At 71.0% G+C, this 17,218-nt stretch carries 14 protein-coding genes and 1 pseudogene; 3 read left to right on the top strand and 12 right to left on the bottom strand.

The window, feature by feature from the left end; genetic code table 11:
* Positions 1-74: 74 nt before the first annotated feature.
* From gatB to gatC, 3 genes are read right to left on the bottom strand one after another with little or no spacing between them, the layout of a single operon-like run.
* Entirely contained in the window at positions 75-1,574 is a 1,500-nt protein-coding gene (gene gatB / locus H0X00_RS10725; protein WP_293769850.1) for an Asp-tRNA(Asn)/Glu-tRNA(Gln) amidotransferase subunit GatB, read from the bottom strand.
* Positions 1,571-3,064 carry an Asp-tRNA(Asn)/Glu-tRNA(Gln) amidotransferase subunit GatA gene (gene gatA / locus H0X00_RS10720; protein ID WP_293769849.1) on the bottom strand — a complete coding sequence of 498 codons (1,494 nt, stop codon included), beginning with the start codon at positions 3,062-3,064 and terminating at the stop codon, positions 1,571-1,573. The genes gatB and gatA overlap by 4 nt, the downstream gene beginning before the upstream one ends.
* Positions 3,065-3,066: 2 nt before the next feature.
* The gene (gatC, locus tag H0X00_RS10715; protein ID WP_293769848.1) at positions 3,067-3,363 is read right to left on the bottom strand and encodes an Asp-tRNA(Asn)/Glu-tRNA(Gln) amidotransferase subunit GatC; all 297 of its coding nucleotides are present in this window, start codon (positions 3,361-3,363) and stop codon (positions 3,067-3,069) included.
* A gap of 103 nt (positions 3,364-3,466) precedes the next feature.
* Here gatC and H0X00_RS10710 point away from each other — a divergent pair, with 103 nt between their 5' ends.
* Positions 3,467-4,114, top strand: a complete 648-nt coding sequence (locus H0X00_RS10710) for a hypothetical protein (protein WP_293769846.1) — start codon at positions 3,467-3,469, stop codon at positions 4,112-4,114.
* Positions 4,115-4,118: 4 nt separating this feature from the next.
* On the opposite strand, the gene ligA is transcribed toward H0X00_RS10710, so the two are convergent.
* Together ligA and H0X00_RS10700 are read right to left on the bottom strand one after the other, a co-directional pair.
* A complete protein-coding gene (gene ligA / locus H0X00_RS10705; protein ID WP_293769845.1) occupies positions 4,119-6,209 on the bottom strand; it encodes an NAD-dependent DNA ligase LigA in 2,091 nt (696 codons plus the stop codon).
* A 2-nt stretch (positions 6,210-6,211) separates the two neighbouring features.
* On the bottom strand, positions 6,212-7,243 hold the full coding sequence (locus tag H0X00_RS10700; RefSeq protein WP_293769844.1) for a methionine synthase: 1,032 nt from the start codon (positions 7,241-7,243) through the stop codon (positions 6,212-6,214).
* Between the two features lie 141 nt (positions 7,244-7,384).
* Here H0X00_RS10700 and H0X00_RS10695 point away from each other — a divergent pair, with 141 nt between their 5' ends.
* Entirely contained in the window at positions 7,385-7,975 is a 591-nt protein-coding gene (locus H0X00_RS10695; RefSeq protein WP_293769843.1) for a hypothetical protein, read from the top strand.
* A 237-nt stretch (positions 7,976-8,212) separates the two neighbouring features.
* On the opposite strand, the gene H0X00_RS10690 is transcribed toward H0X00_RS10695, so the two are convergent.
* From H0X00_RS10690 to H0X00_RS10665, 6 genes are all read right to left on the bottom strand, one after another.
* On the bottom strand, positions 8,213-9,079 hold the full coding sequence (locus H0X00_RS10690; protein WP_293769841.1) for a hypothetical protein: 867 nt from the start codon (positions 9,077-9,079) through the stop codon (positions 8,213-8,215).
* A 199-nt stretch (positions 9,080-9,278) separates the two neighbouring features.
* A complete protein-coding gene (gene mnmA, locus H0X00_RS10685; RefSeq protein WP_293769839.1) occupies positions 9,279-10,343 on the bottom strand; it encodes a tRNA 2-thiouridine(34) synthase MnmA in 1,065 nt (354 codons plus the stop codon).
* A gap of 1 nt (position 10,344) precedes the next feature.
* The gene (locus tag H0X00_RS10680) at positions 10,345-11,532 is read right to left on the bottom strand and encodes a cysteine desulfurase family protein (RefSeq protein WP_293769837.1); all 1,188 of its coding nucleotides are present in this window, start codon (positions 11,530-11,532) and stop codon (positions 10,345-10,347) included.
* Positions 11,533-11,639: 107 nt separating this feature from the next.
* Entirely contained in the window at positions 11,640-12,599 is a 960-nt protein-coding gene (locus H0X00_RS10675; RefSeq protein ID WP_293769835.1) for an electron transfer flavoprotein subunit alpha/FixB family protein, read from the bottom strand.
* 16 nt (positions 12,600-12,615) lie between these two features.
* Complete coding sequence (locus H0X00_RS10670) at positions 12,616-13,401, bottom strand: electron transfer flavoprotein subunit beta/FixA family protein (protein WP_293769834.1); 786 nt, start codon at positions 13,399-13,401, stop codon at positions 12,616-12,618.
* 130 nt (positions 13,402-13,531) lie between these two features.
* Complete coding sequence (locus H0X00_RS10665) at positions 13,532-14,311, bottom strand: enoyl-CoA hydratase-related protein (RefSeq protein WP_293769833.1); 780 nt, start codon at positions 14,309-14,311, stop codon at positions 13,532-13,534.
* A gap of 75 nt (positions 14,312-14,386) precedes the next feature.
* Between H0X00_RS10665 and glgX the strand changes: the two genes are divergently transcribed.
* Positions 14,387-16,570 carry a glycogen debranching protein GlgX gene (gene glgX / locus H0X00_RS10660; RefSeq protein WP_293769832.1) on the top strand — a complete coding sequence of 728 codons (2,184 nt, stop codon included), beginning with the start codon at positions 14,387-14,389 and terminating at the stop codon, positions 16,568-16,570.
* On the opposite strand, the pseudogene H0X00_RS10655 reads toward glgX, so the two are convergent.
* A pseudogene (locus tag H0X00_RS10655) lies at positions 16,571-17,218 on the bottom strand (hypothetical protein); the annotation flags it as partial. It lies immediately after the preceding gene.

Raw genomic sequence — 17,218 nt, 5'->3', positions numbered from 1 at the left:
CCACAAGGCGTGTCACGCCTTGTGGTTCGGACAGTGTATATGGACAGCCTGTCCAGGCTGCTCGGTCGGCTGAGCTACTCGGAAACGCCCAGCTTCTCCAGGATCAGCGCCTTGACGGTGGCGGCGTCGGCCTGACCGCGGGTCTCCTTCATGACCGCGCCGACCAGGGCGCCGACGGCCTGCACCTTGCCGCCGCGGATCTTCTCCGCGATCCCCTCGTTGGCCGCGATCGCAGCGTCCACCGCGGTACCGAGCGCCCCGGTGTCGGAGACCACCGCGAGGCCGCGGGAGGCCACCACCTGCTCCGGCGTGCCCTCCCCCGCCAGCACGCCTTCGATCACCTGGCGGGCCAGCTTGTCGTTCAGCGAGCCGGCGTCGACCAGCGCGACGACGGCGGCCACGTCGGCCGGGGTGATGGGCAGCGCCGAGACCTCGACACCGTCCTCGTTGGCGCGGCGCGCGATCTCGCCCAGCCACCACTTACGCGCCGCTTCGGCGGAGGCGCCGGCGGCGACGGTCTCCTCGACCGAGTCCAGGGCGCCCGCGTTGATCAGCGCCTCCATGTCGAGGTCGGTCAGGTCCCAGTCGCCCTGCAGCCGGCGTCGGCGCGCGGTCGGGAGCTCGGGCAGCGCGGCGCGCAACTCCTCGATCCAGTCGGCCGACGGGGCCAGCGGGACCAGGTCGGGCTCCGGGAAGTACCGGTAGTCCTCGGCGGTCTCCTTGCTGCGGCCGGAGACCGTGGTGCCGGAGTCCTCCTGGAAGTGGCGGGTCTCCTGCACGACCCGTCCGCCCGCATCGAGCACGCCCGCCTGCCGGGAGATCTCGTGCCGGACGGCACGCTCGACCGAGCGCAGCGAGTTCACGTTCTTGGTCTCCGAGCGGGTGCCCCACTCGGTGGCGCCGCGCGGGGCGATGGAGACGTTGGCGTCGCAGCGCAGCGAGCCCTGCTCCATCTTCACGTCCGAGATGCCGAGCGTCTTGCAGATGTCGCGCAGTTCAGTGACGTAGGCCTTCGCCACCTCGGGCGCGAGCGCACCGGTCCCGGGCACCGGCTTGGTGACCACCTCGACCAGGGGGATGCCCGCGCGGTTGTAGTCGACGAGGGAATGTGACGCCCCGTGAATTCGACCGGTCGCGCCGCCGACGTGCAGCGACTTCCCGGTGTCCTCCTCGAGGTGCACCCGCTCGATCCCGATGCGGTACGTCTTGCCTTCGACCTCGACGTCGAGGTAGCCCTCGACGCAGATCGGCTCGTCGTACTGGCTGATCTGGAAGTCCTTCGGCATGTCCGGGTAGAAGTAGTTCTTCCGGGCGAACCGGCACCAGGGCGCGATCGAGCAGTTCAGCGCCAGGCCGAGCCGGATGATCGACTCGATGGCTTTCTTGTTGGCGACCGGCAGCGAGCCGGGCAGACCCAGGCAGGTCGGGCAGACCTGGGTGTTCGGTTCGGCGCCGAACTCGGTGGGGCAACCGCAGAACATCTTCGAGTTCGTGCCGAGTTCGACGTGAACCTCGAGTCCGATGACGGGCTCGTAGGCCTCGAGAGCCTGCTCGTAGGGAACCAACGCGGTCACAGTGGGGGAGCTCCTTCGATCAACAGCTGCCCGGTTCGTTCGCGCAGCGCAGTCTCCAGCGCGGCACCGACCCGGTAGAGCCGGTCGTCGGCCATCGCCGGGGCCATGATCTGCAGTCCGACCGGGAGGCCGTCCTCGGGTGCCAGGCCCACCGGGACCGACATCGCACAGTTGCCCGCGAGGTTCGACGGGATCGTGCACAGGTCCTGCAGGTACATCGCGAGCGGATCGTCGACCTTGTCCCCGATCGGAAACGCGGTGGTCGGCGCCGTGGGTGAGACGAGCACGTCGACCTGGGCGAACGCCGCGTCGAAGTCCCGCGAGATCAGGGTGCGGACCTTCTGCGCCGAGCCGTAGTAGGCGTCGTAGTAGCCGGCGCTCAGGGCATACGTGCCGAGGATGATGCGGCGCTTCACCTCCGGGCCGAAGCCGGCCGCGCGGGTGCGGGACATGACCTCTTCCACCCCGGCGGTGCCGTCGTCGCCGACCCGCAGGCCGTAACGCATCGCATCGAAGCGGGCCAGGTTCGACGAAGCCTCGCTCGGCGCGATCAGGTAGTAGGCGGCCATCGCGTAGTCGAAGTTCGGGCAGGAGACCTCGACGACCTCGGCGCCAAGGCTGTTGAGCAGCTCTACCGCTTCGGCAAAACGCGTCTCGACGCCCGATTGATAGCCCTCGCCGGACAGTTCGCGTACGACGCCGATCCGCATCCCGCGCACATCGGCCTGCCGGGCCGCGGCCACCACCGGCGGAACCGCGGCGTCGATCGAGGTGGAGTCCAGCGGGTCGTGCCCGGCGATCGCCTCGTGCAGCAGCGCCGCGTCGAGAACGGTCCGGGCGAACGGGCCGGCCTGGTCGAGGCTGGAGGAGAAGGCGACCAGCCCGTAGCGGCTGACCCCGCCGTAGGTCGGCTTGGCGCCGACGATGCCGCAGACAGCGGCGGGCTGACGGATAGAGCCGCCGGTGTCGGTGCCGATCGCCAACGGCGCGGTGAAGGCCGCGACCGCGGCCGAGGAACCGCCGGAGGATCCGCCGGGGATCCGGTCCAGATCCCAGGGGTTACGGGTCGGGCCGTAGGCGGAGTTCTCGGTGGAGGAGCCCATCGCGAACTCGTCCATGTTGGCCTTGCCCAGGATCACCACACCGGCCGCGCGCAGCTTGCGCACGACGGTGGAGTCATACGGCGGGCGCCAGCCCTCCAGGATCTTCGACCCGCAGGTGGTCGGGATTCCCTCCTGGGTGAGCACGTCCTTGAGCGCGAGCGGGACGCCGGCCAGGGGCCCGAGCGGGGAGCCGATCTTGCGGGCGGAGTCGACGGCCGCCGCGGCGGTCAGCGCTCCCTCGGTGTCGACGTGCAGGTAGGCGTGGATCGACTCGTCGACCTTGCCGATCCGGTCCAGGTGAGCCTGCGTCACCTCGACGGCGGAGGCCTCGCCGGAAGCGATCAGGGCACCGAGGTCAGCGGCGGTCAGGCGGGTGAGGTCTCCCATCTCTACGGCTCCTCCCCCAGGATCCGCGGTACCCGGAACCGGCCGTCCTGGGCGGCGGGGGCACCGGACAGGGCCTGCTCCGGGGTCAGGCAGGGCGCGACGACGTCCTCACGCAGCACGTTGGTCAGCGGGACGGCGTGCGAGGTCGGGGGCACGTCGTCGGAAGCCACCTCGGAGACCCGGGCCACCGCGCCCAGGATGGCGTCGAGTTGGCCGGCCATCTGGGCGAGTTCTGCCTCGTCGAGATCGAGTCGGGCGAGCCGGGCGAGGTGCGCTACCTCGTCACGGGTGATGGCCATGCGTCTCCTCGCGGACTGATCTAAACCCCTGCTCCCCTGGCCTGGTCATCCTAGATGCGCGGCGAGCACGCCCTCGAAACGCGGCTGGAGCATGATGGGGGCCATGTACCTGTTGCGCGTGGTGCTGCCCGACCGCCCCGGTTCGCTGGGTGCGCTGGCGACCGCGCTCGGTAAGGCGGAGGCCGACATCGCCGGCCTGGACGTCGTGGAGCAACGCGGCGACGGCAGCGTCGTTGACGACATCCTGGTCCAGCTGCCGCCGGGCAAGATGGCCGATGCCCTGGTGACGGCGTGCAACTCGGTCGAGGGGGCGCAGGTCGAGTTCGTGCGGTTCTACCCCTCACGGGGCGGGCTGCAGCGCGACCTGCAGGCGGTGGAGGCCATGACGGCCGACCCCAGCCACGCCGAGGGCGTGCTCGTGCAGCTGGCCCCGAACGTCTTCCACGCCGACTGGGCGGTGCTCATCGACGCCCCTGAGGAGGGACCTCGGCTGCTCGACCGCAGCCCCGCCGCCCCCGAGGAGATCGGCGACGTCACGACCCCCTGGCTCCCCCTGACCCGCCCGATCCGGCTGCCCGACCCAGCCGAGTGGGCCCCGAGCCTGGCGCAGTCGACCACGGCCGCGGTCACCACCGCCGGCGACCGGGTGCTGATCCTCGGCCGCCGCGGCGGCCCCGAGTTCCTGGACTCCGAGCTCGCCCGGCTCGGGCACCTGGTCGCGCTCGCGCGCACCATCGGCGCCGGCGCCTGACGCATCAGTCCGGTGGGACCTGAGCCCGCTCGCGAGCGGCGTCCGGCCCCTCGGCGAGCAGCACCTTGAAGCCGTCCTCGTCGAGAACCGGCACCTTGAGAGAGACCGCCTTGTCGTACTTCGAGCCGGGTGAGTCCCCGACCACGACGAAGCCGGTCTTCTTCGACACCGAGCCGGAGACCTTGCCTCCGAGGTTCTGGATCGCCTCGGTCGCCCCGTCGCGGGAGAAGTCGACCAGCGAGCCGGTGACGACAACGGTCACGCCCTCCAGCGGGCGGGGGCCGTCGTCAGCGGACACCTCCTCGGCCAGCCGAACTCCGGCCGTCCGCCACTTCTCCACGACGTCGCGGTGCCAGTCCTCGGCGAACCATTCGCGCAACGCGGCGGCGATGGTCGGGCCGACCCCGTCGGCGGCGGCCAGTTCCTCCTCGGAGGCGGCCGCCATCGCGTCGATCGAACGGAACTGCCGCGCGAGCGCTTGCGCGGCGGTCGGGCCGACGTGGCGGATCGAGAGTGCGACCAGCACCCGCCACAGCGCGCGCTCTTTGGCGGCGTCCAGGTTCGCGAGCAGTTTGACGCCGTTGGCCGACAGCTTGTCGTCGGCCTTGCGGGTGAACAGGTCGACCCCGCGCAGTTTGGTCTCGTCGAGCGCGAAGATGTCGCCCTCGTCACCGAGCATGCCTGCCTCCAGCAGCGCGGCCGCGGCCTTCCAACCCAGGACCTCGATGTCGAGGGCGTTGCGACTCGCCACGTGGAAGATCCGCTCCCGCAACTGGGACGGGCAGGAGCGGGAGTTCGGGCAGCGCAGGTCGACGTCGGCTTCCTTCTCCGGCCGCAACTCGGTGCCGCAGGCCGGGCAGTGCGTCGGCATCACGAACTCGCGCTCGGTGCCGTCGCGCAGATCGACCACCGGCCCGACGATTTCGGGGATCACGTCGCCGGCCTTGCGTAGCACGACGGTGTCGCCGATCAGTACGCCCTTGCGCTTGACCTCGCTCGCGTTGTGCAGCGTCGCCATCTCGACGGTGGAACCGGCCACCTTGACCGGCTCCATCACCCCGAACGGGGTGACCCGACCGGTGCGCCCGACGTTGACCTGGATGTCGAGCAGCTTGGTGTTGACTTCCTCGGGCGGGTACTTGAACGCGATCGCCCAGCGTGGAGCGCGCGAGGTGGACCCGAGCCGGCGCTGCAGGTCCCGCTGATCGACCTTGACGACTACGCCGTCGATCTCGTGCTCGACCGAGTGCCGGTGCTCGCCGAAGTGGTCAATGAATTTCTGAACATCCGTCAGATCAGCGACAACCTTGGCGGTTGAGGGGACCGGCAGGCCCCAGGACGCGAGCAGCTCGTAGACCTGGGACTGCCGGGCGTACTCGACGCCGGTCGAGGCGCCGATGCCGTGCACCACCATCTTGAGCTGGCGGCCGGCCGTGACCCGCGGGTCCTTCTGCCGCAACGAGCCCGCCGCGGTGTTGCGCGGGTTGGCGAACGGAGCCTTGCCCGCCTCGACCAGGGAGGCGTTGAGGGCTTCGAACCCCTCCACCGGGAAGTAGATCTCGCCGCGAACCTCGAGCAGCTCCGGCACGACGCCGCCCTTGGGGACCGCGAGCCGGTCCGGAACTCCCTCCAGGGTGCGCACGTTCGGGGTGACGTCCTCGCCGGTCGTGCCGTCGCCACGGGTGGCGGCGCGGACCAACCGGCCGTTCTCGTAGACCAGGGCGATCGCCAGGCCGTCGACCTTGAGCTCGCACAGGTACTCCGCGCCCGCGCCCGCATCCCGTTCGACGCGATTCGCCCACGCCGCCAGCTCCTCGGCGGAGAAGGCGTTGTCCAGGCTCATCATTCGCTCGAGGTGCGGGACCGGGGTGAACTCGGTGCTGATCGCCGCCCCGACCCGCTGTGACGGGGAGTCAGGCGTGCGCAGTTCCGGGTGCTTGTCCTCCAGGGACACCAGCTCGCGCATCTTCGCGTCGTAGTCGGCGTCGGCCAGCGTGGGCCGGTCGAGCACGTGATAGCGGTAGAGCGCGTCGGAGAGATCCTCGGAGAGCTCCGCGTGCCGCGCCCGGATCTTCGCCGAAACGTCCTCGGCCACCCCTACTCCCCTCCGTCCGCCAGGTCCGCGAGCGTGCGGGCCGCGTCGGCGCACCGCTGGGTCGCGGCCCGCGCGTACGCCGGCGACGCGCCCGCCAGGCCACATGTCGGCACCGGAACCACCCGCGCCAGCAGGGCAGCCGGCAGGCCGAGGCGGTTCCAGAGCTCGGCCACCGGGGCGACGGTATCCGCCAGGGGTGACAGTCCGGCACGCTGATCGAGCGAGGGCACCAGGCCGGCCAGCAGGACGCCGCCGGACTCCATCAACTCACCGATCTCGTCGTCCGCCACCTGCGGCAGCAACCCGAAGTCCAGGGCGAGCCCGGCGAAGCCGGCCCGCCGCAGCACACCGACCGGCGCACGCCCTGCGCAGCAGTGCACCACCACGGGAACGCCGTCCGCAGCCAAGGCCTCCACCACCGACCTCAGGGTTGCCTCGGCATCGTTGGCCTCCACCGCGCGCAGCGTCCCGAAGCCGCTGGCGGTGCGCACCGTGCCGTCCAGCACTCCGGGCAGCGCCGGCTCGTCGAGCTGGACCACCACCCCGGTCGAGAGCGGGAGCCGCTTGCGGACGTCGGCGACGTGCTCGCGCAGGCCTTCAGCGAGGGAGGCGGCGATGTCGCGGCACGCGCCGCGGTCGGCCAGCGCCTTGTCGCCGTAGTGCAGCTCCACCGTCGCGGCAAGCGTCCAGGGCCCCGCGACCTGGACCTTGATCAGCCCCTCGTAGGCCTGGCCCCGCTCCTCCAGCGCGTCCAGGTCCTGGTGCAGGTAGCCCCGGGCCCGGCTGTGGTCACGTCCGGCGTGCTCGGCGAAGCGCCAGCCGCTCGGCGCGAGGGTCACGTAGAGCTCGGCGAGGATCCCGAACGCGCGCCCGATCATGTCGGCGCCAGGACCACGCGCAGGCAGCTCCGGCAGGTACGGCAGGCCGGGAAGCAGCGTCATCGGGAGCGGCGCGGCTTCCAGGGGCTCGGTCCCGGGCAGGGAGCCGATCCCGCTCGCCGAGGCTGTGGGCAGGTCGAGCGGGAGGACGGGCACAGACGCAGGCTATGCGCCGGGCGGAAGGGGCCCGCACCAACCTGTCCGAGACCACACCCGGCCGGGGTTGACGGGACGACAAATCGTGGCGACTCTCGCGTTTCAGGTGTCGCGTCGGCGCCCCTCAGACCTGGAGCACCCATGAAGGCATCCGCACGGCGCACTGCTGCCGTGGCCGCGGCGACGACCCTCGCGCTCGCCATCTCGCCGTCCGCCGCCCTCGCCGCAGGCGCCAAGCGGGTCACCCAGGGGAACGGAACGCTGATGGCGGACGGCGCCGCTATCACGCTGCCTTCCACCTTCACCTGCCCGGCGGGGTACATGGCCTACCTGACCGCGCAGGTCATCCAGGCCATCGACGACGAGTTCGCCGGCGGCTTCGACACCGCCGCCAAGGAGTGCACCGGCGAGAAGCAGCGGATCTCCTTCTTCATCCAGGCCATCCCGGCCGGGGACAACACCCGCCCGTTCCAGGCCGGCAGTGCGTCCTCCCGGGTGATCCTCGACGCGGTCGACCCGGAGGCCGAAGGGCCGTACTACGAGGAGGCCCCAGCCGGCGAGGGCGAGGGTGGGGACAGGTCCTCCTCCCCGCTCCCGGAGATCCCGCCGCTGACCGGTGCGCAGTACTCGACCATCGACGAGCCGATGCCCACCGAGCCGGCGGAGGCCTCGCCCACCGTCCACGCCGAGGCCCGCGGCCCCATCACACTGCAGGAGAAGGCCGGATCCTGACGTCCGGTCAGACCGTCGTAGGTACCGCGCACCCCCGAAAGCGCACTATGGCACCTCGCCAGGCAGATCTCGGGGGATGTTCTGCGCTTTCGGGGGTGAGGGCGGGGTTGCGTTGTGCGCTTTCGGCGCAGCGGTCCGTCCGCGTTCGGTGCTGTCTTGCCGCCCGCGATCAGCGCAGCCGCCGTCCGCGTTGGAGGCAACCGGCCGCCCGCGATCGGCGCAGCCCGCCGCCCGCGATCAGCGCAGACCGCGCGCGCGTAGAGCGGTCGCGACCTCGTTGACTATCCAATCCGGCCGCTCGAAGATGTCGCGCTTTGTCACCTTGATCAGGTGCCAGCCGTTGTCTCGGTATGCGGCATCACGCTTGATGTCGCGTTCCCACTGCCGGGGATCGCTCTGATGATGCTCACCCTCGTACTCAAGCCCCACCAGGACGACGTGTTCACCGAGATCGGGCGTTGCGAAGGTACGGCCATCGCGGCCGACGGCGGGCCGATTGACGGCAAGGGACGGCACGCCGCCGATGACGAGGATCAGGCGCAGCCGCGTTTCCATCGCCGATTTCGACGCCGGGTTCAGGAGCGTTCGTGCTTCGCGGGCGAGGCGGATGCCCCGTCGACCTGACCCCGTCCGAAGCGCTCGCTCAATCTCGGAAAGGCTGCTGCGGGAGGACAGGACGTCGCCGGCGATGACCAAGGAGAGGAGGTCCAGCTTGGAGGCGAGGTCGACGAACGTCCGGCCCGGCGAGGTGACCGGCAGGTCACCGAGGGTCCAGACGTCGCCCAGGTGGAGAACGCGATGTGCCACCAACCCGCGCATGCGTGGCTCGATCTGTGAGCAGAGGCTGATGTGGACCTTCGGGTCGCGCGCGATTGGGACGTCGTAGAGCTCCGCCGCCGTGAAGTGGCTGAACACCAGAGGAGAGTCGATGGCCAACTGGAACGCCGCACACCGCATCGGGAGGTCGAGTTTGGCCTCGACCGCGAGATGGACGTCCTTCGTCACCAGGCGAAAACGCGAGCCATTGACCTGTCGGGCCGTGAGCCCCGATGCGATGCCGTCCCGTCGGCGAAATGGGTGCTGCAGAAACTCTGGTTCTGTCATGCCGTCACGTTGAACGAACGGCACACATCGCGCTGCTCGAGTTGCGGATCTGTGGACAGATTGGCGACTGTCCACAGGCCGCGAATGTCGCGCCGAAAGCGCAGTACGCCACTTCGCCGGCACCCCCGAGAGCGCAGTACAGCACCCGAGACCTGGTTGGCGAGGTGCCATAGTGCGCTTTCGGGGGTGCTGGCGTCGCTCAGACGGTGGCGGCGATGGTGGCCGAGCCGAGCACGCGGGTGCCGTCGTAGAGGACGGCGGCCTGGCCGGGGGCGACGCCGCGGACCGGTTCGGAGAAGGCGACCTGCAGGCCCTCGGGGATCGCGGTCACCGCGGCCGGCACCGCTTCGCCATGGGCGCGGACCTGCACGCGGCACTCGAAGGTGCCGGCGGGAGCGGGGCCGCACCAGCGGGGGCGGTCGGCGGTCAGGCCGGCCACCTCGAGAGCCTCGGCCGGGCCGACGGTGACGCGGTTGTCGACGACGGAGACGTCGAGCACGTAGCGGGGGCGGCCATCCGGGGCCGGGGTACCGATTCGCAGGCCCCTGCGCTGCCCGACGGTGAAGCCGTAGGCGCCGGAATGCGCTCCGAGCACAGCGCCCGAGGTGTCGACGAAGGAACCGGGCCGCTCCCCCAGTCGCGCTTGCAGAAACCCGGCGGTGTCGCCGTCGGGGATGAAGCAGATGTCGTGGCTGTCCGGCTTGGCCGCGACGGTCAGCCCGCGCGCGGCCGCCTCGGCCCGCACCTCGGTCTTCACCGAGCCACCGAGGGGGAACAGGGCGTGCGCGACCTGGTCGGCGTCGAGCACGCCGAGGACGTAGGACTGGTCCTTGTCCGGGTCCACCGCCCGGTGCAGTTCCCGGCCTGACGGACCGTCAACCAGGCGCGCGTAGTGGCCGGTGCAGACCGCATCGAAGCCGAGCCCGATCGCGCGATCCAGCACCGCGGCGAACTTGATCGACTCGTTGCAGCGCAGGCACGGGTTCGGGGTGCGCCCGGCGGCGTACTCGGCGACAAAATTATCGATGACGTCGACTCGAAATTGTTCGGCGAGGTCCCAGACGTAGAACGGGATGTCCAGCACGTCGGCCACCCGGCGGGCGTCGCGAGCATCCTCCGGCGTGCAGCAGCCCTTGCCCTTGAGGGAGTCCGGCGCCTCGGCCAGCGCGAGGTGCACCCCGGTGAGCTCGTGGCCGGCCTCGACGGCGCGGGCGGCCGCGACCGCGGAGTCCACGCCCCCGGACATCGCCGCGAGGACGCGCACCCTAACTCCGGTTGTGCCGGGCCGCGGCGATCTCGCCGGCCCGACGGGCCCGCTCCACCACCGGCGGCAGCGCCTCGAGCAGTTGAGCGACGTCGGACTCGGTGGAGCTGTGCCCGAGGGAGAACCGCAGGGAGCTTCGGGCTGACGCCTCGTCATGCCCCATGGCGATCAGGACGTGGCTGGGCCGGGCGACCCCCGCCGAGCAGGCCGAGCCGGTCGAGCACTCGATGCCGCGGGCGTCGAGCAGCATCAGCAGCGAATCGCCCTCGCAGCCGGCGAAGGAGAAGTGCGCGATGCCCGGCAGCCGGTCGTCGGGGTCGCCGTTGTAGCGGGCGTCCGGGACCGCCGCGAGTACCCCGGCCACCAGCTCTGACCGCAGGGCATGCAGCGTCGCCGCGTGGGCGTCGAGGTTGCGCACCGCGGCCTCGACCGCGGCCGCGAAGCCGGCGATCGATGGGGTGTCCAAGGTGCCGGAGTGCACGTCGCGCTCCTGGCCGCCGCCGTGCAACAGCGGGACCGGCACCGTGCCCCGGGCGAGCACGAGCGCACCGATCCCCAGCGGACCGCCGAGCTTGTGCCCGGTCAGGCTCATCGCGGAGACGCCGGAGGCGGCGAAATCGACGGGCAATGCGCCGATCGCCTGCACCGCGTCGGAGTGCAGCGGAATCTCGAACTCCCGCGCCACGGCCGCCAGCTCGGCGATCGGCTGCACCGTGCCGACCTCGTTGTTCGCCCACATCACCGAGATCAGGGCCACCGACGCGGGGTCGGCCTCGATGGCCGCACGCAACGTCTCCGGGCGCAGCCGGCCCAGCGAATCGACGGGCAGGACCTCCAGGACCGCGCCCTGCTGCTGGGCGAGCCAGGCGGCCGGGTCCAGGACGGCGTGGTGTTCGACGGCGCTGATCAGGATTCGGCGCCGGGCGGGATCCTCGCGGTGGCGGGCCCAGTACAGGCCCTTGAGTGCGACGTTGTCGGCGTCGGTTCCGCCCCCGGTGAACACGACCTCACCGGGCCGACAGCCCAGCGCGGCGGCGATCGTCTCCCGGGACTCCTCGACCACGCGCCGCGCCGCCCGCCCGGAGCCGTGCAGGGACGAGGGATTGCCGACGCGCCCGAGCTCGGCCGTCATCGCAGCCAGCGCCTCAGGCACCATCGGCGTCGTCGCCGCGTGATCCAGGTATGTCATCGCGTTCTCAGCCTAATCGCCCACCTTAAGCGACGTTGCGTCCGAGCAACCGAGCGCTATAGCCCACGGCCATTCGGACGCAACGCCAAAAAGCGCCTGGCGCTTCCCTACTTGCGCTTCTGGACCTCTTCAGTGGCCTGCGGGAGCACCTTGTGCAGGTCACCGACGACGCCGTAGTCGACCAGGTCGAAGATCGGGGCCTCGCGGTCCTTGTTCACCGCGACGATCGTCTTCGAGGTCTGCATGCCGGCCCGGTGCTGGATGGCGCCGGAGATGCCCACCGCGATGTAGAGCTGCGGCGAGACGGTCTTGCCGGTCTGCCCGACCTGCGACTGGTGCGGGTACCAACCGGCATCGACGACCGCGCGGGAGGCACCGACGGCCGCCCCGAGGGAGTCCGCGAGCCGCTCGACGACCGCCATGTTGTCGGCCGAGCCGACGCCGCGGCCACCGGAGACGACGATCGAGGCCTCGGTCAGCTCCGGGCGCTCGCCCTTCTCCTCCACGACGGAGTCGACGATCTTCGCGCCCTTGGCGGCGTCGGAGAGGTCGACCGAGACCGGCGTGCGGGTGCCGGCGGCCGGGGAGGCCTCGGGCGGGGTCGCGTTGGGCAGCACCGCGATGATCGGGGTGCCCTGGGTGGCCGAGGACTTCACCACGGTGGCGCCGCCGAAGATCGACTGCTCCGCCACGACGGTGCCGCCGTCGGAGGACAGCCCGGTCGCGTCGGTGAGGACACCGGAGTTCGTCTTGATGGCCAGTCGGCCGGCGATCTCCTTGCCGGTGGCGGTGGCCGCGATCAGGACCGCGATCGGGGACTGCTCGGCGACCAGCTTGGCCAGCAACTCCGCGATCGGGGCGACGACGTAGCCCGTGAGCGCCGCGTCGTCCGCGACATAGATGGTCTCCGCGCCGTACTCGGCCAGCTTGTCGGCGGCGGCGTCGATGCCGTTGCCGACGAACACCGCGGCCGGCTCGCCGACGGCCTTGGCCATGGTCAGCAGCTCGAGGCTGACCTTCTTGAGCGCACCGTCGGTGTGCTCGACGAGAACGAGAACCTGCGACATGGAAGCGATCCCTTTCTCAGACGAACTTCTTGGAGGCGAGGAAGTCGACGAGCGCTGCGCCGCCGTTGCCCTCGTCCTCGACGATGGTGCCCGCGGAGCGCGGCGGCCGGTCGGCGCTGTCGTTGACCTTGGTCCAGGATCCGGACAGGCCCACGGCGTCCGCCTCGAGCCCGAGGTCCGCGATGGAGAGCGTCTCGACCGGCTTCTTCTTGGCGGCCATGATCCCCTTGAAGGAGGGGTAGCGCGGCTCGTTCATCTTCTCGACGGCGGAGATCATCGCCGGCAGCGAGGCCTCGACGACCTGGTAGCCGTCATCGGTGATCCGGTTGGCCTTGAGCGTCTTGGCGGCCGGGTCGACCTCGACCTTGTTGACGAAGGTGACCTGCGGGATGCCCAGGCGCTCGGCCAGCATCGCGGGCACCACGGAGGTACGCGCGTCCGAGGCCTCGGACCCGGAGATCACCAGGTCGTAGTCGCCGATGCGCTCGAGCGCCTTGGCGAGCACCAGCGAGGTCACTGCGGCGCAGGAACCCTTGAGCGCGTCGTCGACGATGTGGATCGCGCCGTCCGCACCCATCGAGAGCGCCTTGCGAATCGCCTCGGTGGCGGAATCGGGACCCATGGACAGCACGGTGACCGTGCCGCTGTGTGCCGCGATCATCTGGAGAGCCTCTTCGAGGGCAAACTCGTCCATCTCGTTGAGGATGTTGTCGACCGAGACGCGGTCGAGGGTCTTGGACGCGTCGAGCTTCTTCTCAGCCCACGTGTCGGGCACCTGCTTGACGCAGACGACGATCTTCATCTTTGGACCTGACCTCCTGGTCGATTACATCCGCCGCAGCTCACGATGGCCTCGGTGCCCGAGGACCGGGTCACCGGGCTCCTTGTTCCAACGATGAGATTACTGGCGAGTAGGGATCCTATCGCCTGCCTCAGCGGCCGATGAAACTGGCCTTGCCCGGACCGTTCTCCACGAACGAATTCATGCCGTTGGTCTGATCCTCGGTGGCGAACAGCGAGGCGAAGAGCATCCGCTCGATGTCCAGGCCGGTCTGCAGGTCGACCTCCAGGCCGCGGTCGATCGCCTCCTTCGCCGCGCGGAGGGCCGAAGCCGGGCCGCCCACGAAGGTCCGGGCCCAGGTCATCGCAGCCTCGTAGACCTCGGCGTCCGGCACGACCCGGTCCACCAGGCCGATCGCCAGGGCCTCGGCGGCGTCGACGAACCGGCCGGAGAAGGTGATGTCCTTGGCCTTGGCCGGGCCCACCAGACGGGGCAGGCGCTGGGTGCCGCCGGCGCCGGGGATGATCCCGAGCAGGATCTCCGGCTGTCCCCACTTGGCGCTCTCGCCACTGACCCGGAAGTCCGCGCACATCGCGAGCTCGCAACCACCGCCGAGGGCGTAGCCGGTGACGGCCGCGATGACCGGCTTCGGGATGGCCGCCACCGCGTTGAAGCAGCGGTGCAGGTCCGCGGACTTGATCGCCATCTCGGCGTAGCTGAGCGAGGCCATCTCCTTGACGTCCGCGCCAGCCGCGAAGACCCGCTCGCCGCCGTAGATCACCACGGCGCGGATGTCGTCGTCCTTGCGGGCGGCGTGTGCCGCGTCGTAGAACTCCTCCTGCACCTGCGCGTTGAGGGCGTTCATCTTGGGTCGGTCCAGGCAGATCGTTGCCACCCCGTTGTCGACCTCGAGCCGCACGAACTCCGCCATGGGGGGACCTCCTCGTCGAGTCACTTACGCACGGGCACGCTACCGGCCGGGCCCCCTGACCGGGATCATGGCCTGATGTGCGCTGATCAGGTCCTGCCCTGGCCCGGGCAGGCCACGCCGCTGGGGGCGAGCTACGACCCGGCCCGGGGCGGCATCAACGTCGCGCTGTTCTCCTCCCGCGCCGAGTCCGTGCAGCTCTGCCTGCTCGACGGCTCCGGGGTGGAGACCGAGCGGGTCGGCCTGCACGAGCGCACCGGCGACGTCTGGCACGGGTTCGTCCCCGGGGTGGAACCTGGCGCCCGCTACGGCTTCCGGGTGCACGGGCCGTGGGACCCGGCCCGGGGGCTGCGGTTCAACCCGGCGAAGCTGCTGCTCGACCCGTACGCCCGCGCGATCACCGGTGGCTACGACGGGCACCCGGCGAGTTTCGGCCACCTCCACTCCCCTGACGGCCGGGCCGACGACACGATCCGGGACGGGCGCGACTCGGCACCGCACGTCCCGCACGCGGTGGTCGTGGACCCGGCCGACGACCTCGACTTCGACCACCCGACCGACACCCGCCCGCGCACGCCGTGGACCGACACCGTGCTCTACGAACTGCACGTGCGCGGCTTCACCCGCAGCCACCCGGACCTCCCCTCACACCTGCGCGGCACCTACGCCGGGCTCGCGCATCCCGCCGCCGTCGAGTACCTGACGGGGCTGGGCGTCACCGCGGTGGAACTGCTGCCGGTGCATCACTTCCTCTCCGAGGAGCACCTGCTGCGCGGCGGACGGCGCAACTTCTGGGGCTACAACACGGTCGGGTTCTTCGCCCCGCACGGCGGCTACTCCGCCGCCGGCACCCTCGGCGGGCAGGTGCGTGAGTTCAAGCACATGGTGCGCACCCTGCACGCGGCCGGGCTCGAGGTGATCCTCGACGTGGTCTTCAACCACACCGCCGAGGGCGACGAGACCGGCCCGACGCTGTCCTTCCGCGGCCTGGACAACGCCGGTTACTACCGGCTGCGCGACGGCCGTCGCTACGACGACGTGACCGGCTGCGGGAACACCCTGGACGCCCGGTCGCCCGCGGTGATCGCGCTGATCGCGGACTCCCTGCGGTACTGGGTGACCGAGATGGGCGTCGACGGATTCCGCTTCGACCTGGCCTCGGCGCTGATCCGCGGCCCCGTCGGATCGGACGCGGTCGACCCGGGGGCGGCCCTCCTGACCGTCATCGCCCAGGACCCGGTGCTGTCCGGGGTGAAGCTGATCGCCGAGCCCTGGGACGCCACCGGGTCCGGCTACCTCCTGGGCGGATTCCCGCCGCCGTGGGCGGAGTGGAACGACCGCTACCGCGGCTGTGTGCGCGACTTCTGGCGTGGAGCTCCGGCCGGCGTCGACGACCTGGCCTACCGGCTTTCCGGCTCCTCGGACCTGTTCGCCCACCCGGGCCGCGGGCCGGTCGCCTCGATCAACTACGTCACCGCGCACGACGGGTTCACCCTGCGCGACGTGGTGACGTACGAGACCAAGCGCAATCAGAGCAACGGCGAGGAGAACCGGGACGGCACCGACGACAACCGCTCGTGGAACTGCGGCGAGGAGGGCGAGACCGCGACCTTCGGCGTCCTGCTGCTGAGGGAGCGTCAGATGCGCAACCTGCTGATGACGCTGCTGCTCTCGATCGGCACCCCCATGCTGGTGGCCGGGGACGAGCGCGCCCGCACCCAGGCCGGCAACAACAACGCCTACTGCCAGGACAGCGAAGTCTCCTGGGTGGACTGGGCGCCCGACCCGACGGCCGAGCGGATGACCGAATTCACCCGCACGCTGCTCGGCTTGCGCAAAGCACACCCGGTATTCCGCCAGCAGGGCTTCTTCACCGGCAGCCCGGTCGGGGAGAACGGCCAGCCCGACCTGGACTGGTTCACCGCCGAGGGCGAGCGGCTGACCAACCGGGACTGGCACGACAACGGCCGGACCTCGCTCGGCGTCCTGCTCTGCGGTGACGCGATCCGGCAGCGCGGCGAGCACGGCGAGACGATCACCGATGACAGCTTCCTGCTGCTGCTCAATGCCGGCGCCGACCCGCTGGAGTTCCGCACCCCGCACTCGACCTGGGCCACCGGCTTCGTGGCGGTGCTGGACAGCGACGGCGGGCACCACCCGGACGGCGGGGCCGTGATCGAACCCGGCGGTGCCGTCACGATGACCGGGCGCTCGATGGTGCTGCTGCGGGTGATCGGGGTGCCGGACCCGCTGATCGGCTGACTACGGCACCGGCGTTGGCGTCGGAGTAGGCGTGGGGGTCGGCGTCGGCGTGGGGCTCGGCGTCGGGGTCGGCGTGACCGCCACCGTCGGCACCGGGGTCGGCTTCGGCGTCACCTTCGGGGTCGGCTTCGGCGTCACCTTCGGGGTCGGCGTCGGATCGTCGTCCGGCGTCGGGGTCGGAGACGGAGTCGTCGACGGGGACGTGCTCGCACTCGGCGAGGCCGAGACCGTCGGCAGCGGGGTCGGGCTCGGGGTTTCCAGGTCACCAGGCAGCACCGGGGTCGGGAGGAGGCCACCGTCCTGGACCACGCCGTCGCCGCCACCGTCGTCGCCACCGGCAAGGCTGCCGATCACGAAGCCGAGGGCGATCAGAGGAATCAGCACCGCGGCGGCGATGGCCGCCTTCTTCCGCCGCCGGTCCCGGTACGACGCGAGGTACGCCGCGGTCATGACGCGGTCCTCGCGCGGCTCCTCCGCGACCTCGACCAGCTCGTGCCCGGCCGGCTCGTATCCCGCCGGCTCGTACCCGCCCGGCTCCCAGCTCACCGGGTCGTACCCCGCCGACTCCACCGGCAGACGCTCCCAGGGCGCGGGGTCCGCGGGCGGGGGCGTCCAGGCCGGCGGCTCCGCGGCCGCGGGGTCGTAGGC

The sequence above is a fragment of the Sporichthya sp. genome (genome assembly GCF_013815995.1).
Lineage (GTDB): Bacteria > Actinomycetota > Actinomycetes > Sporichthyales > Sporichthyaceae > Sporichthya.
The sequence above is the reverse complement of the archived record's forward strand: the minus strand, read 5'-3'. Positions and strand labels throughout refer to the sequence as shown.

Excerpts from the sequence above, each read along its gene's own strand:
- H0X00_RS10710 (WP_293769846.1), top strand. The coding sequence starts at position 3,467 with ATGTACCTGTTGCGCGTGGTGCTGCCCGACCGCCCCGGTTCGCTGGGT.
- gatC (WP_293769848.1), bottom strand. The coding sequence starts at position 3,363 with ATGGCCATCACCCGTGACGAGGTAGCGCACCTCGCCCGGCTCGCCCGA.
- H0X00_RS10675 (WP_293769835.1), bottom strand. The coding sequence starts at position 12,599 with ATGTCGCAGGTTCTCGTTCTCGTCGAGCACACCGACGGTGCGCTCAAG.
- H0X00_RS10670 (WP_293769834.1), bottom strand. The coding sequence starts at position 13,401 with ATGAAGATCGTCGTCTGCGTCAAGCAGGTGCCCGACACGTGGGCTGAG.
- H0X00_RS10695 (WP_293769843.1), top strand. The coding sequence starts at position 7,385 with ATGAAGGCATCCGCACGGCGCACTGCTGCCGTGGCCGCGGCGACGACC.
- H0X00_RS10690 (WP_293769841.1), bottom strand. The coding sequence starts at position 9,079 with ATGACAGAACCAGAGTTTCTGCAGCACCCATTTCGCCGACGGGACGGC.
- gatA (WP_293769849.1), bottom strand. The coding sequence starts at position 3,064 with ATGGGAGACCTCACCCGCCTGACCGCCGCTGACCTCGGTGCCCTGATC.
- H0X00_RS10665 (WP_293769833.1), bottom strand. The coding sequence starts at position 14,311 with ATGGCGGAGTTCGTGCGGCTCGAGGTCGACAACGGGGTGGCAACGATC.
- H0X00_RS10680 (WP_293769837.1), bottom strand. The coding sequence starts at position 11,532 with ATGACATACCTGGATCACGCGGCGACGACGCCGATGGTGCCTGAGGCG.
- glgX (WP_293769832.1), top strand. The coding sequence starts at position 14,387 with ATGTGCGCTGATCAGGTCCTGCCCTGGCCCGGGCAGGCCACGCCGCTG.